General features: G+C 59.6%; 12 protein-coding genes. 3 read left to right on the forward strand and 9 right to left on the reverse strand.

What is annotated here, in order from left to right; all coding sequences use genetic code 11:
• From B3R00_RS08060 to B3R00_RS08090, 7 genes are all read right to left on the reverse strand, one after another.
• Nucleotides 1-234: hypothetical protein (locus tag B3R00_RS08060; RefSeq protein ID WP_286998556.1), on the reverse strand; the 234-nt coding region annotated here is incomplete at its 3' end.
• Complete coding sequence (gene gshB / locus B3R00_RS08065; RefSeq protein WP_286998557.1) at nucleotides 203-1,153, reverse strand: glutathione synthase; 951 nt, start codon at nucleotides 1,151-1,153, stop codon at nucleotides 203-205. The genes B3R00_RS08060 and gshB, both read right to left, overlap by 32 nt.
• Before the next feature lie 43 nt (nucleotides 1,154-1,196).
• Nucleotides 1,197-2,384: a benzoate/H(+) symporter BenE family transporter gene (locus tag B3R00_RS08070; RefSeq protein ID WP_286998559.1), complete on the reverse strand. Its 1,188-nt coding sequence runs from the start codon at nucleotides 2,382-2,384 to the stop codon at nucleotides 1,197-1,199.
• A gap of 227 nt (nucleotides 2,385-2,611) precedes the next feature.
• Nucleotides 2,612-3,907 carry a glutamate--cysteine ligase gene (gene gshA / locus B3R00_RS08075; protein WP_286998560.1) on the reverse strand — a complete coding sequence of 432 codons (1,296 nt, stop codon included), beginning with the start codon at nucleotides 3,905-3,907 and terminating at the stop codon, nucleotides 2,612-2,614.
• Nucleotides 3,908-4,002: 95 nt separating this feature from the next.
• Nucleotides 4,003-5,469 carry a TrkH family potassium uptake protein gene (locus B3R00_RS08080; RefSeq protein WP_286998561.1) on the reverse strand — a complete coding sequence of 489 codons (1,467 nt, stop codon included), beginning with the start codon at nucleotides 5,467-5,469 and terminating at the stop codon, nucleotides 4,003-4,005.
• Nucleotides 5,470-5,484: 15 nt separating this feature from the next.
• Nucleotides 5,485-6,942, reverse strand: a complete 1,458-nt coding sequence (gene trkA / locus B3R00_RS08085) for a Trk system potassium transporter TrkA (protein ID WP_286998563.1) — start codon at nucleotides 6,940-6,942, stop codon at nucleotides 5,485-5,487.
• Nucleotides 6,943-7,016: 74 nt separating this feature from the next.
• The gene (locus tag B3R00_RS08090) at nucleotides 7,017-8,297 is read right to left on the reverse strand and encodes a glutamate-5-semialdehyde dehydrogenase (RefSeq protein WP_286998564.1); all 1,281 of its coding nucleotides are present in this window, start codon (nucleotides 8,295-8,297) and stop codon (nucleotides 7,017-7,019) included.
• Nucleotides 8,298-8,408: 111 nt separating this feature from the next.
• On the opposite strand from B3R00_RS08090, the gene B3R00_RS08095 reads away from it, so the two are divergent.
• The gene (locus B3R00_RS08095; protein WP_286998566.1) at nucleotides 8,409-8,696 is read left to right on the forward strand and encodes a hypothetical protein; all 288 of its coding nucleotides are present in this window, start codon (nucleotides 8,409-8,411) and stop codon (nucleotides 8,694-8,696) included.
• Between the two features lie 133 nt (nucleotides 8,697-8,829).
• On the opposite strand, the gene mnmA is transcribed toward B3R00_RS08095, so the two are convergent.
• Nucleotides 8,830-9,951, reverse strand: a complete 1,122-nt coding sequence (mnmA, locus tag B3R00_RS08100) for a tRNA 2-thiouridine(34) synthase MnmA (RefSeq protein ID WP_286998567.1) — start codon at nucleotides 9,949-9,951, stop codon at nucleotides 8,830-8,832.
• A gap of 61 nt (nucleotides 9,952-10,012) precedes the next feature.
• Entirely contained in the window at nucleotides 10,013-11,251 is a 1,239-nt protein-coding gene (locus tag B3R00_RS08105; protein WP_286998685.1) for a mechanosensitive ion channel family protein, read from the reverse strand.
• Between the two features lie 211 nt (nucleotides 11,252-11,462).
• Between B3R00_RS08105 and leuS the strand changes: the two genes are divergently transcribed.
• Complete coding sequence (leuS, locus tag B3R00_RS08110) at nucleotides 11,463-14,237, forward strand: leucine--tRNA ligase (protein ID WP_286998569.1); 2,775 nt, start codon at nucleotides 11,463-11,465, stop codon at nucleotides 14,235-14,237.
• A 21-nt stretch (nucleotides 14,238-14,258) separates the two neighbouring features.
• The gene (gene lptE, locus B3R00_RS08115; RefSeq protein WP_286998570.1) at nucleotides 14,259-14,771 is read left to right on the forward strand and encodes an LPS assembly lipoprotein LptE; all 513 of its coding nucleotides are present in this window, start codon (nucleotides 14,259-14,261) and stop codon (nucleotides 14,769-14,771) included.

Below are 14,771 nucleotides of genomic sequence, written 5' to 3' on the forward strand. Positions count from 1 at the left end.
TGACTCGCTGCGATCAGCGAAGCCTTGTATTGTAGCACCAATTTCTTGGTGCTTGAAAAAGAATTTTTGATCTTCTTTTTCTTCGTGATCAGCATCAGCGTAACCAGCGAAGAACGCAATTGTATACCTAGTTTTGAGCAGCTTTAGGGAAATCCCTTGAATTTCCCTGCAACCGCCTTGCGGCGGTTGCTTGCCATGAGGTTTAGCACTGCTGGACGGCTTGCTCCAGTGCATCGACGAACAAGGCGGGAACGTCACAACCTGTTTGCTGCTGGATTTCTTGGAAGCAGGTGGGGCTGGTAACGTTGATCTCGGTGACCTTGTCACCAATCACATCTAAGCCCACCAGCAACAAACCACGCTCCACCAAGATGGGCCCCAGCTTTTGCGCAATCGCACGGTCTGTATCGCTCAGCGGCTGGGCCACCCCTTTGCCACCAGCTGCCAAGTTGCCACGCACTTCGCCACCTTGGGGAATGCGGGCCAAGCAATAAGGTACAGGCTTGCCGCCAATAATCAGGATGCGCTTGTCACCCAACGCAATCTCCGGCAAGAACTTTTGCACCATGACGCTGGTTGCACCCTGCTGATTCAAGGTCTCGATGATGGAGCCAAGGTTCATGCCATCCGCACCCACGCGGAAGATGCCCATGCCGCCCATGCCATCTAGCGGCTTCAAAATGATGTCTTGGTGCTGTGCGTGGAAAGCACGGATATCTTGGGCGCTGCGCGTGATCAAGGTGGGGCCCAGTACTTCGGGAAACTCCATCACCGCCATTTTTTCCGGGTGCTCCCGCAAGGCTGCGGGCTTGTTGAAGACCTTTGCACCTTCCCGCTCTGCCTGAGTGAGCATGTGGGTGGCATAGAAGAACTCACTATCAAAGGGCGGGTCTTTGCGCATCAGCACGGCATCAAAAGCAGCGAGCGCCTGCTGAGCGACCGCCAGCTCTTCAAACCAAGCGTGTGCATCACCCGTGAGGCGAATCTCACGCACCTGGGCCATGACCTTGCCGCCCACCTGCCAGCTCATATCTTTCGGCTGCGTCGCAAAGATTGTGTGGCCGCGTCGCTGCGCCTCACGCATCATCGCAAAGGTGGTGTCTTTTTTGGTGTTGAAGGATTCCAGCGGATCGGCAACGAAAAGCAATTGCATGGCAAGCAGGGGGGGCAACCCCGTTCAATAAAAGAGAGAGTGTTCAGCGCTCAGTTGTACGCCAAGGTTTGTACTGTTGCACAAACAGGGCCAAACTGCCGGCGACCACGCCCCAGAACGCAGAGCCCACGCCCGCAATCACCACACCGCTCAATGTCACCAAGAAAGTAATGAGCGCAGGCTCGCGGCTGCTGTCTTGCTGCATGGCCACCAGCAGCCCACCGCCGATACTACCCAGCAGTGCCAGACCCGCAATGGCCATGACCAATTCTTTCGGGAAAGCAGCCAGCAGCCCTGCCACCACGGCACCAAAGATTCCGATGAGCACATAAAACAGGCCGCACCACACCGCAGCGGTATAGCGCTTGGAGGGATCGGCATGCGCTTCGGGGCCCATGCAGATGGCGGCAGTGATGGCCGCCAAGTTCAGACCAAAGGCACCGAAAGGCGCCAAAAGCAGATTGACGACGCCCGTGCCGCCAATCAATCTGGAGACCGGCATCTGGTAGCCCGCCGAGCGAATCACCGCCACGCCCGGCAAATTCTGCGAGGCCATAGTGACCACACACAAAGGCAAGGCCAGGCTGATGCACGCTTGCCAAGAGAAGACCGGGCTGGTCCATTGCGGCCTGGCCAGCGACCACTGCACCTGCTCCCAGTGCATCAGCCCCTGGCTTGCGGCATAGGTAACACCCGCCAACAAGGTACACATCACCGCGTAGCGCGGTAGCAAACGCCGCGACAGCAAGTACACCAGCAGCATGGCAAGCACCAAGGGCAGCGCTGTTTGTGCCGACTCAAACACCTGCAGCCCAAACCTTGCCAGCACCCCCGCCAGCAGCGCTGCAGCAATCGATGCGGGAATGCGGTCCATCAACTTTTCAAACCAGCCGCTAAAGCCAAGCAGCACGATCAAGGCCGCACTGACCATGAAGGCGCCCACGGCTTCGCCCATGCTAAAGCCCCCCGTCAAACCCGCTGCCGCCAAAACAGCCGCACCAGGTGTGCTCCATGCCACCATCACTGGCTGGCGCAAGATGAGTGACGGCACCGCGCAGCACAGGCCAATGCCCCAGCCCAAGGCCCACATCCATGAACTGATCTGCGCCGGCGTGGCCCCAAAAGACTGCGCAGCCTGAAAGACCAGCGCCACCGAACTGGTGACCCCCACCAGCACCGCCACAAAGCCAGCGCTCAACGCCGACAGGCTGAAGTCTTTGAAAAATTGCATAGCTGCACATTGTGCGCAGAGGCGCTGCAGTGCGCTACCACCAACGCGCCTCCCCACCCAGGCAGCCACAAAAAAAGCGCGGGGCTTGCACCACGCGCTTTAAAAAGGTGAGCTATTAGCGCTTGCATTCAAAGGATTTCAGATAGATATAAATCTGAATCCCAGTAAATACCAGCGCAAGCAGCTCTTATTTTTTACAAAACCACCTGCATTGCTGCACGCAGGCTTTAGTCGTACACCTCGGCTTCGGGGTTGGTGGCCTCCAACTCATAGCTGGCAGCCAGCATGGCCAGGCGAGCGATGACGCCATACATATAGAAGCGATTGGGCGCGCTGGCACCGGGGTGCATGCCGGGCTGGGGCATGTGGTTGCTGTGCGCAAAGGCCAGCGGCACATAGCTAGAGCCGGGGGCATTCAAGTTTTCGTCGATGCCGCGTTCGGGGTGCATGCGGTAAAAGCCGCCAACCACATAGCGATCCAGCGTGTACACCACCGGCTCCGCCACGGCATCGTTCATGCGCTCCGAGGTTTGCACGCCTTCTTGGATGATGAAGTCTTGCACCGGCAGGCCATCTTTGATGATGCCCATCTTGTTGCGCACCTTCTTGGTCAGGTCATCCAGTTCTTTGGCATCGCGCACCGTCATCACGCCCATGCCATAGGTGCCGTTGTCGGCCTTGACGATGGCAAATGGCTTTTCCTTGATGCCGTATTCCTTGTACTTGCGGCGCACCTTGGTCAGCAAGGCATCCACCTGCTCTGCCAAGTTACCGATGTTGCCACCTTCGCTGAAGTCCAAGCCTTCCGCTTTCGCGAACAGGGGATGAATCAGCCAATGGTCAATACCCAGCAATTTACCGAAGCGCTTGGCCACATCTTCATAGCTTTGGAAGTGACGGCTCTTGCGGCGTGTGCACCATCCTGCATGCAAGGGTGGCAGCAAGTATTGCTCGTACAGCTCTTCCAAAATGCCAGGCACACCGGCAGACAGATCGTTGTTGAGCAAGATGGTGCAAGGGTCAAAGTGCTTCAGGCCAATGCGGCGCTTGGTGCGCAGCACAGGCTCGAGCAGCACCGTCTCGCCATTGGGCAACTTGAGCTCGGTTGGCTTCTTGATGTCCGGGCTGATCGAGCCCAGACGCGTGTTCAGCCCTGCCATCTTGAAGATACGTTGCAGCTGCGCCAGGTTGCTCAGGTACGAGGGGTTGCGGTTGTGGTTCTCCGGAATGATCAGGAGGTTGCGCGCCTCGGGGCAGATTTTTTCAATCGCTGCCATGGTGGCCTGCACGGCCAGGGGCAACATCTGGTCGGTCAGGTTCTGCCAGTTACCGGGGAACAGATTGGTGTCCACTGGCGCTAGCTTGAAACCCGAATTGCGGATATCCACCGAGCTGTAAAACGGCGGCGTGTGCTCCATCCACTCCAGCCTGAACCAGCGCTCAATAGCGGGCATGGAGTCGATGATGCGCTGCTCTAACTCGTTGATCGGGCCAGTCAAAGCGGTGATGAGATGTGGAACCATGTGTGTCCTTGAACGACGGTGGTTATGTAATTGTAAGTAATCGCTGCAAACTTAAGTGTTTACCCTTATGCCCCGGATCATACGCAGGTGCTTACTCACCTGCGCCAGAATGCCGGAGTCAAAAGGGCGATGAAGCTCAAAATCTCCAACCGCCCCAACAACATACCAAGTGTACAAACCCAGATTTGGAAGTCTGTCAACGTGGCATATGAAGAAGTCGGTCCAATGCTACCGAGCCCAGGCCCCAAGCAGTGCACACTGGCAATGGCAGCGGAAAAAGCCGTTACAGGGTCCAAATCCGTCAGCATCAACACCATGCTCAGCAGCACAATCGTGCCGCCATACACGAGCATAAAGGCCAAAACCGCAAAAATCATGCGGTTATCCACAACGCGCCCGCCCAGCACCACCGGTTGTACTGCGCGCGGATGCACCAGCCTTGTCAGCTCACGCCGCGCCTGGCTGAACAAAATCAGCATACGCATCATTTTGATGCCTCCGCCCGTGGAACCTGCACTGGTCGCCATGCCAGACAAAATCAACATGAAGACCGGCGCAAACACCGGCCACGTCAGATAGTCTGTCGTGGCAAAGCCCGTGGTGGTGGCGACCGATACCGTATTGAACATGCCGTAGCGCAAGGCATCCAGCGGGCCGTAGATGCCTTTGACCCACAGCAGCAGCGCCACCAGCAAGCCCCCCAGCAGCAACACCCCCACGGTGGCGCGCATTTCGGGGTCATGCCAAAAACCACGCCAATTGCCTTTGCGCATGGCCACAAAGTACAAGGCAAAGTTACAGCTGGCGGCCACCATAAAGACAAAAGCAATCGCTTCCAGCAGCGGTGACTGGAAGTAGGCAAAACTCGCATCATGGGAGGACAGCCCCCCCAGGCTCACGGTGGTGAACATGTGCATCAACGCATCCAACGGCGTCATGCCACCCCACCAAAATGCCAAGAAACAGCTGATGGAAAACACCGCATACACGCCCCACAGCCCCTTGGCCGTACCGGTGATACGCGGCGTGAGCTTGGTGTCTTTGACAGGCCCCGCCGCTTCTGCGCGAAACAGTTGGCTGGCCCCGACACCCAGCAACGGCATGATGGCCACCGCCAAAATCAAAATGCCCATGCCGCCAATCCACTGCAAAAAGGTGCGCCAGATGTTCAGGGACACCGGCAAGGTATCCAGATTGCTGAGCACCGAAGCGCCCGCCGTCGTCAGCCCTGAAACCGCCTCAAAGTAGGCATAGGTGAATGACAGGTCTTGGCCCATCTGGTTGTAGACCAGCATCATGGGCAGCGCAGCGCTCAAAGGCAGGCACACCCACACCAGCGTCACCAAAATAACCCCGTGGCGCGGCTGAAGCTCTTGCTTGTGGTGGCGCATGAAGAACCACACCAGCACCCCCACCACTGCGGTGACCAGCATGGATGCCGGCCAGGCCTGCCACATACCGTCTTGCCATAACCACGACACCGCCAGCGGCACATTCATGCTGAGGGCAAAGAACACCATCAGCACGCCCAGCACGCGTAAGACAGGAAATAGATCGCGCATGCGCTGCCTCTGCCGTTAAAAGAAAGTCGCACTCACGCGGAACAGGCGCTCGACCTCTTGCACCAGGCGCTTATTCGGCAGGAAAAACACCACGTGGTCATTGCTCTCAATCACCGTGTGGCTGCGCGGAATGATGACCTCAGGCTCAGCGCCCTCGGCCTGCGCACGAATATCTTCCGTATCTGGCAGGCCGCGAATGATCAGCCCAATGTGCACCTCATGCGGCAGCTTCAGATCACCCACCTTGCGCCCCACCACCTTGGAGTTTTTGCGATCACCGCGCGCCACAATCTCCAGCGCCTCTGCCACGCCGCGGCGCAAGCTGTGCACCGCCTGCACATCGCCCTGGCGCACATGGGCCAAAAATTCCCCCAGCATGGCTTGGGCGGGTGACAACGCAATATCAATTTGCGTGCCATGCATCAAATCGGCATAGCTGCGGCGGTTGATCAGCGCCAGCACGCGCGTGGCTCCCATGCGCTTGGCCAGCAAACTGGCCATGATGTTGTTTTCATCGTCTTCCGTCAGCGCCAAAAACAGGTCGGTTTCATCGACGTTTTCATCCGCGAACAAATCCTCATCAGTCGGATTGCCTTGCAGCACCAGCACTTCACTGGGCAGTACCGACGCCAGTTGTGCGCAGCGCTGGGGGTCATCTTCGATGATTTTGATATTGAAATCCCGGGACTCCGCAGAGAGCTCCTGCGCCAGTTGCAGGCTGACCTGCCCACCACCTGCTATCAAAATACGCCGCACGGTGCGCGCTTTTTGGCCGCTGGGGCGATGAAAAGCATCCAGCACCCCTTTCAGGTGCTCGCTGGCCGCCAGCACAAAGACTTCATCGCCGGGCTCAATCCGCGTCACACCGTCGCAGCGGATAAAGCGGTCGGGCTCATCCGCAAAACGGCGGTAGATGGCCACAATGCGCAGTCCCAACTCCGGGTTGTGCAAACGCAAATCCCCAATGCGCATGCCTACAGCCGGAGCCCCCAAGCGCGCACGCACCGAGGACAGGCACGCCCGCCCACCGGCGAACTCGCGCACCTGCAAAGAATCGGGGTACTCAATCAGCTTGCGGATGTAGCGGGTCAGCGAGGCTTCGGGGCAGATGATGGCATCCACCGCAAAGCCTTCCGGCCCCATCAAGGGCTGGTTGATGTCAAACCCTGAGGAGCGCACCCGTGCCACGCGGGTGGTAATGCCAAACACCATGTGCGCAATCTTGCAGCACACCAAATTGGTCTCATCCTGCGCGGCACAGGCAATCAGCAAATCGGTGTCGGCGGCCCCGGCATCCGCCAGCACCTGCACATCGATGCCGTTGCCCACCACGCCGCGCAGGTCAAAGCGCTCTTGCAACTCCGCCAAGCGCTGCGCATCGGTGTCGATGACCGTGATGTCATTGCGCTCCGAGACCAGACTCTCCGCCACGCTGTAGCCCACACGGCCCGCACCCAAAATAATGATCTTCATGCACTGTCCTTGGTGTTGTCGCGCATGCAAAAGAAAAGGCAGCCGAGGCCGCCTTTGCATTGTGTACCTATGGCTTAGCCGCGCACGTCACCTTCGCCCAACACCACGTATTTGAGCGAGGTCAGGCCTTCAATGCCTACCGGCCCACGTGCATGGAACTTGTCGGTGCTGATGCCAATTTCTGCGCCCAAGCCATATTCAAAGCCATCCGCAAAGCGGGTGCTGGCGTTGACCATGACGCTGGACGAGTCCACCTCGCGCAAGAATTTCTGCGCGTGCACATGGTCGCGCGTCAGGATGGCCTCGGTGTGGCCGCTGGAGTACTGGTTGATATGGGCAATCGCCGCGTCCACATCGTCCACCACCTTCACGCTGATGATGGGCGCCAGGTACTCTTCGCTCCAGTCGGCCTCGGTGGCGGCAGCCAATTGCAGGCCTGCTACAGACTGCAAAATCGCCAGCGATTCGGGGCAGCCGCGCATTTCCACGCCTTTGGCGGCAAAAATCGCGCCGATTTGGGGCAAGAACTCCTGCGCCACACCGCGTGCCACCAGCAAGCTCTCGGTGGCATTGCAGGGGCTGTACTTGTTGGTCTTGGCGTTGTCCGTCACCTTCACGGCCAAAGCCATGTCGCAAGGGTCATCGACATAGGTGTGGCAGTTGCCATCCAGATGCTTGATGACCGGCACCTTGGCTTCGCGGCTGATGCGCTCGATCAGGCCCTTGCCCCCACGCGGAATAATGACGTCCACATAGTCAGGCATGGCAATCAGCTGGCCCACGGCCTCGCGGTCGGTCGTGCCCACCAGTTGCACCCCATGGGCGGGCAAGCCCGCTTCTTGCATGGCCCGCGCCACCAGTTGGGCCAAGGCTTTGTTGGACTCAATCGCTTCCGAGCCGCCACGCAAAATGCAGGCATTGCCGCTCTTGATGCTCAAAGAGGCCGCCTCAATCGTCACGTTGGGGCGGCTTTCAAAAATCATGCCGAACACACCAATCGGCACACGCATTTGCCCGACGCGAATGCCGCTGGGCTGCTGCTTCATGCCCGAGATTTCACCAATCACATCCGGCATGTGGGCCAGCTGCTCACAGCCTTGGGCGCAGGTTTCCAGCACCTTGGGCGTCAGCCGCAGGCGATCCACCATGGGCGCGGCCAAGCCATTGGCTACGGCCCGCTCCAGATCCTTGGCGTTATCGACTTGCAAAGCCTCTACGCTCTCACGCAGCAGGCGTACCAACGCCAGCAGAGCTTTGCTTTTGGTAGCAGCATTCGCCCGTGCCATCTGGGCAGAGGCCACTTTTGCTTGCAAACCAAGGGTGTGCATATATTCGGCAATATTCAGCGCGTTCATGCCGCCATTCTCGCCGAGAACGCCAGCCCCATACACAGACAGGGCTGTGAGGTCGCCATACACTGGACACACCGACACATACACCGGCACGTCCATCTGCAGGAGACCACCATGACCGCCCCCACCGATGCCTGGGTTCAGCTCCAGGCTTTCCAAGATGCACTGCAGCGCTTTGAGGACGGCAGCATCAGCGCATCCACGCTGAACAACCAGGCGCGTGCTTCGCAAGCGCTGCTGTCGGCCCTGCCCGAACGCTACGGGCAGGTGCTGCTACAGCTGCTCGACCGGTTGGAATCCAGCGCCTTGTTCACCGAGGAAAGCTGCTCTTTCAGCCAAAGCGACTTGCACCAGCACCTGCACGACTGGCTTGCCAAGGCGCACACCCAGCTTAACGCTTAAAACTATAGCTGCTAGCGCTTACCAGATAAGCACCAGAAGGCAAAAAGGCTCTGAATCACTTCAGAGCCTTTCTTCTTTTTTGACTGCAGCCGCCTGCGTCGGGGCTAGCGCATATTCCTGCGCTCCACGCGCCTCAATCCTTGGGGTCTACCGCAGCGATGATGCCGCCGCCCAGGCACACCTCGCCGTCGTACAGCACGGCAGACTGGCCAGGGGTGACCGCCCATTGCGCCTCGGGAAAGTTCAGGCGGAAGTGGGTGTCGGTGGCATCGCTGCCAATCACCGCCGGGGAATCCGGCTGGCGGTAACGCGTTTTCGAGCCATAGGTGCCAGCCACTGGGGGCTTGCCCGCCACCCAGCTTGCGCTGTCGGCATCCAGGCGGCGTGACAGCAGCATGGGGTGGTCGTGCCCCTGCACCACGCGCAGCACATTTTTCTCCATGTCTTTGGCCGCCACGAACCAGGGCGCATGGTCGCCCGCGCCACGGGCCGCGCCCTTTTCCTTGACGCCGCCAATCCCCAAGCCCGAGCGCTGGCCCAGCGTGTAAAAACTCAGGCCCACGTGCTTGCCCAGACGGCGGTTGCGGTCGTCCAGTATCCAGCCGGGCTCCTTGCTGATGTAGCGGTTCAGAAACTCGCGAAAGGGGCGCTCTCCGATAAAGCAGATGCCGGTGGAGTCTTTTTTCTTGGCGTTGGGCAAGCCAATTTCTTCCGCAATCCGGCGCACTTCGGTCTTGCACAGTTCGCCCACAGGGAACAGCGCCTTGGACAGCTGCGCCTGGTTCAGCCGGTGCAAAAAGTAGCTTTGGTCCTTGCTGCTGTCTACGCCCTTGAGCAGTTCGTACAGCCCGGTTTCGGTGTTGTGGCGCACGCGGGCGTAGTGGCCCGTCGCAATCTTTTCGGCGCCCAGACGCATGGCGTGGTCCAGGAAGGCCTTGAACTTGATCTCGGCGTTGCACAGCACGTCGGGGTTGGGCGTGCGGCCCGCCTGGTATTCGCGCAAAAACTCGGCGAACACGCGGTCTTTGTAGTCGGCGGCGAAATTGACGTGCTCAATCTCGATGCCAATCACATCGGCCACGCTGGCCGCGTCCAGGAAGTCCTGGCGGCTGGAGCAAAACTCGCTGTCGTCGTCATCTTCCCAGTTCTTCATGAAGATGCCGACCACGTCATGCCCTTGCTGCTTGAGCAAATAGGCGGTTACCGCTGAATCTACGCCGCCGGACAGGCCAACGACCACTCTGTGCTTAGTCATAGCTGCGAATTATCCCAGTGCGCCCGCGTTTGCGTGCGGGCACGGTTTTGCTGCGGCGGGCTCAGGCGGCGTCGCCGTCGTGTTGCAGCGCCTGCACGATCTGGCGGTGGCTGTAGTCCGACGAGCGCTGGTACAGCGCCAGCCCAAACAATGGCATCACGCCAATCAAGTGGTCAAAAATTTCACCCTGAATGCCTTCGTACTCCACCCACACCGTGGTGGCTGTGTAGCAATACAGCTGCAGCGGAATGCCGGTTGGCGACGGCTCCAGGGTGCGCGCCAGCAAGAACATGCCGGGCCCCTTGGCAATACGCGGGTGGGCCATCAGGTAGGCGTAGGCATACGCCTTGAACGCCGCCAGGTTGGTGACCATCTCCGGCGCGATGGCTTGCGTGGGCATGGCGTTTTGCGCAGCCTCTGGCTGGGCCAGCAGGCCATCGCGCTCACTCCAGTACCCCTTGAGCAGCGCGATATTGGACAGCGCCGCCCGCTCCTGGGGTGTGAGCAGGTGCACCGTGGCCGCGTCGATATGCAGCGCACGCAGAATGCGGCGCCCACCCGAGTTGAACATGCCGCGCCAGTTCTTGAAGCTGTCGCTCATCAGCTTCCATGTGGGAATGGTGGTGATGGTCTTGTCCCAGTTCTGCACCTTGACGGTGTTCAGGGCAATGTCCACCACAAAGCCATCCGCCCCCACCTGGGGCATTTCAATCCAGTCGCCCACGCGCATCATGTCGTTGGAGGCGATCTGCACCCCTGCCACGAACGACAAGATGGTGTCTTTGAACACCAGCATCAGCACCGCTGACATCGCGCCCAGCCCCGAAAGCAGCAGCAGGGGCGAGCGGTCCATGATGGCCGCGGCAATCAGCAGGGCACCAATGATGTAGGCCATCAATTTGCCCAACTGCACATAGCTTTTGATGGAGTTGGTTTGCGTGACCTTGGGGCCATCGTGGCGGTCATGGGCGTCATTGATCTCACTGAGCAAGGTGGCAATCACACGCACCACGTGGTAGACCGTGAGCGCCGTTGCCACATTGGCAATCGCTTTGCTGCCGTTGGCAGGAAGGTGTTCCACCCAATGGATGCCCAGTTGCACCACCACCGAAGGCACGATCTTGGCCATGCGCACCAGCACATGGTCGTGCAACAGAATCGGCGCCCACCCCGCGCCAGGCATGGCACGGCGCCACAGGCGGATGAAATGAAACAGCACGCCCTGCACCACAAAGCGCGAGACAAAAGCCAGCAGGGCCAACACCATCAAACCCGAGGTCGCCTGGGCCCAAGGCTCCATCTCGGCATAAAAAGCAATCGCAGTTAAATCCACAGATACCTACCTCCGCCCGCATTTCACATGCAGCGAATGACACAAATTCAAGTCTTCAGGGGGAAACACGGGCAAGCCGCACTTAAAGGGTCGCCCGTTCACGCGCAAGGGAATGCCCCCAAGCGCCTAAAATCCAAGAGAAGCAGTATTTTGACTGCACAACCGATCTACCAGCTCCATGCAAGACAAATACAACCACATTGAGGTCGAGCGCGCTGCGCACGACCACTGGGCCGCCACTGATGCCTACCGTGTCGTAGAGGACAGCAACAAGAAAAAGTTCTATGCCTGTTCCATGCTGCCCTACCCATCGGGCAAGCTGCACATGGGCCACGTGCGCAACTACACCATCAATGACATGCTCACGCGCCAGCTGCGCATGAAGGGCTACAACGTCTTGATGCCCATGGGTTGGGATGCTTTCGGTTTGCCCGCGGAGAACGCCGCACTGAAGAACAAGGTGCCGCCTGCGAAATGGACGTACGACAACATCGCGTACATGAAAAAGCAGATGCAGGCGATGGGCCTAGCCATCGACTGGAGCCGTGAAATCTCCACCTGCGACCCCGAGTACTACAAGTGGAACCAGTGGCTGTTCCTGAAGATGCTGGAAAAAGGCATTGCCTATCGCAAGACCCAGGTGGTGAACTGGGACCCGGTCGACCAGACCGTGCTGGCCAACGAGCAGGTGATCGATGGCCGTGGCTGGCGCACCGGCGCACTGGTGGAAAAGCGCGAGATTCCCGGTTACTACCTGGCCATTACCAACTACGCGCAAGAGCTGCTGGACCATGTGCAGGTCGGCAACGACAAGGCCACGCTGACGGGCTGGCCCGACAAGGTGCGCCTGATGCAGGAAAACTGGATCGGCAAGTCGGCGGGCGTGCGCTTTGCGTTCACCCACGACATCAAGAATGCCGCCGGTGAGCTGATTCAAGACGGCAAGATGTACGTCTTCACCACGCGCGCCGACACCATCATGGGCGTGACCTTCTGCGCCGTGGCGCCCGAGCACCCGCTGGCCCTGCACGCCGCTGCTGCCAACGAGAAGCTGGCAGCCTTTATCGAGGAATGCAAAAAAGGCGGCACCACCGAAGCCGAGCTGGCGGTCAAGGAAAAAGAAGGCATGCCCACGGGCCTGTTTGTCACGCACCCGCTGACCGGCGCGCAAGTGGAAGTTTGGGTCGGCAACTACGTGCTGATGAGCTATGGCGACGGCGCCGTGATGGGCGTGCCTGCGCACGACGAGCGCGACTTTGCGTTTGCAAAGAAGTACAGCATTGAAATCAAGCCAGTCATCCGTTGCTGGAAAGCGAATTATCAAGAAGTAGGTACATCTGCAGGCAATTTGCAAGATCCCGAAAACTACCTCTACGTTGACCCACAAGGCGAGTGGAAGGACTGGTACGGTGATAAGCACGCGGGCGGCATTTCGGTCTACAACAGTGGCGCCCCGCTGGACGGGTTGATGCCTAGCCAAGCCGTGGACAAGGTGGCCGAGCTGGTCACAGCCAAGGGCCTGGGCGAGAAGAAGACCACCTGGCGCCTGCGCGACTGGGGCATCAGCCGCCAGCGCTACTGGGGCACCCCCATCCCCATCATCCACTGCGCCGATTGCGGTGCCCAGCCTGTGCCCGAGCAAGACCTGCCCGTGGTGCTGCCGCAAGACCTGGTGCCCGATGGCTCAGGCAACCCACTGGTAAAAAGTGAAGCATTCCACGCAGGCGTGGTCTGCCCTTGCTGCGGAAAGCCTGCCCGCCGCGAGACCGACACCATGGACACCTTCGTGGACAGCTCGTGGTACTTCATGCGTTATTGCGATGCGCAAAACCGCGAGCAGATGGTGGCCGACGGCGCCGACTACTGGATGCCCATGGACCAGTACATCGGCGGCATTGAGCACGCCATCTTGCACCTGCTGTACGCCCGTTTCTGGACCAAGGTCATGCGCGACCTGGGCCTGGTGAAGGTGGACGAGCCCTTCTCCAAGCTGCTGACACAAGGCATGGTGCTCAACCACATCTACAGCCGCCGCACCGCCAAGGGCGCCAAGGAATACTTCTGGCCCAAGGATGTGGAACACGTCTATGACGAAGCGGGCAAGATCATCGGCGCCAAGCTGAAAGTGGAAGTGGACAGCGCCGACGGCCTGCTGCCCGTGGGCACGTCCATCGACTACGAGGGCGTGGGCACCATGTCCAAGTCCAAGAACAACGGCATTGACCCGCAAGAGCTGATCGAGAAGTACGGCGCCGACACCGCGCGCCTGTACACCATGTTCACCTCGCCCCCAGAGCTGACGCTGGAGTGGAGCGACTCTGGCGTGGAAGGCAGCTACCGCTTCCTGCGCCGCGTCTACAACTTCGGCCACAAGCTGCTGGGCATCAACTACACACCGGCCATCATGCTGGCGCTGGGCCTGGACCGACTGGACGACGTCGAGTTTGGTAAAGACGCCAAAGCCCTGCGCCTGGAGATCCACACCGTGCTCAAGCAGGTGGACTACGACTACCAGCGCATGCAGTACAACACTGTGGTGTCGGGTGCGATGAAGATGATCAACGCACTGGAATCCTTCAAGGGCATGGAGACGGCCGACGGCCAGATCGCAGCCATTGAGAGCTTTGGCATCTTGCTGCGTGTGCTCTACCCCGCTACGCCGCACCTGACCCACATGCTGTGGAAGGAGCTGGGTTACGCCAACAAGCAAGGCGACTTGCTGGATGCTGCCTGGCCCGAAGTCGACCCCAAGGCCTTGGTGCAAGACGAGCTGGAGCTGATGCTGCAAGTCAACGGCAAGCTGCGCGGAGCCATTTTGGTGCCCGCCTCGGCCGACAAAGCGCAGATCGAAGCCATTGCCGTGGCCAACGAAGACGCCTTGAAGTTCACCAACGGCGCCACGCCCAAGAAGGTGATTGTGGTGCCGGGCCGTCTGGTTAACATCGTCGTTTAACGCAACCCAAGGATGACCGCCATGCGTAAACGTACGCTGCTTTCCCTGATGGCGCTGGCCCCCGTGGTCAGTGCCTGCGGCTTTCGCCTGCGTGGCGCGCCGTCCTTTCCCTTCAAGACGCTGTATGTCCAGGCGCCAGAAGGCTCCCCCTTCACGCGTGAAGTGCTGCGCAATCTGGCCACTGCGGGCGGCAACCTCACTGTCGTGCTGCCACCCGCCAAGCCCGACACGGCCGAAGCCACGCTGCAACTGCTGGGCGAGCGCCGCCAGCGCATCATCTTGGCCAAGACCGTGTCTGGCCAGGTGCGTGAGGTGGAGCTGCGCTTATTTGCCCGCTTTCGCCTGGTAGACCAGCAAGGCCGCGTCTGGCTGGAAGACACGGAGCTGCAGCAAAAACGCGAGATGAGCTACAGCGAATCCCTGGCTTTGGCCAAGGACGAAGAAGAAGCCATGCTCTACCGCAATATGTACTCTGACTTGGCGCAGCAACTGCTGCGCCGCCTGTCCGCCGCACATGCGCCTGCCGACGAATAA

The organism is Comamonas sp. UBA7840, from assembly GCF_002501455.1.
Taxonomy (GTDB): domain Bacteria; phylum Pseudomonadota; class Gammaproteobacteria; order Burkholderiales; family Burkholderiaceae_C; genus Comamonas; species Comamonas jiangduensis.

Coding starts and splice junctions, on each gene's coding strand:
- gshB (WP_286998557.1), bottom strand. CDS start 1,153: ATGCAATTGCTTTTCGTTGCCGATCCGCTGGAATCCTTCAACACCAAA.
- B3R00_RS08070 (WP_286998559.1), bottom strand. CDS start 2,384: ATGCAATTTTTCAAAGACTTCAGCCTGTCGGCGTTGAGCGCTGGCTTT.
- gshA (WP_286998560.1), bottom strand. CDS start 3,907: ATGGTTCCACATCTCATCACCGCTTTGACTGGCCCGATCAACGAGTTA.
- B3R00_RS08080 (WP_286998561.1), bottom strand. CDS start 5,469: ATGCGCGATCTATTTCCTGTCTTACGCGTGCTGGGCGTGCTGATGGTG.
- trkA (WP_286998563.1), bottom strand. CDS start 6,942: ATGAAGATCATTATTTTGGGTGCGGGCCGTGTGGGCTACAGCGTGGCG.
- B3R00_RS08090 (WP_286998564.1), bottom strand. CDS start 8,297: ATGAACGCGCTGAATATTGCCGAATATATGCACACCCTTGGTTTGCAA.
- B3R00_RS08095 (WP_286998566.1), top strand. CDS start 8,409: ATGACCGCCCCCACCGATGCCTGGGTTCAGCTCCAGGCTTTCCAAGAT.
- mnmA (WP_286998567.1), bottom strand. CDS start 9,951: ATGACTAAGCACAGAGTGGTCGTTGGCCTGTCCGGCGGCGTAGATTCA.
- B3R00_RS08105 (WP_286998685.1), bottom strand. CDS start 11,251: ATGGAGCCTTGGGCCCAGGCGACCTCGGGTTTGATGGTGTTGGCCCTG.
- leuS (WP_286998569.1), top strand. CDS start 11,463: ATGCAAGACAAATACAACCACATTGAGGTCGAGCGCGCTGCGCACGAC.
- lptE (WP_286998570.1), top strand. CDS start 14,259: ATGCGTAAACGTACGCTGCTTTCCCTGATGGCGCTGGCCCCCGTGGTC.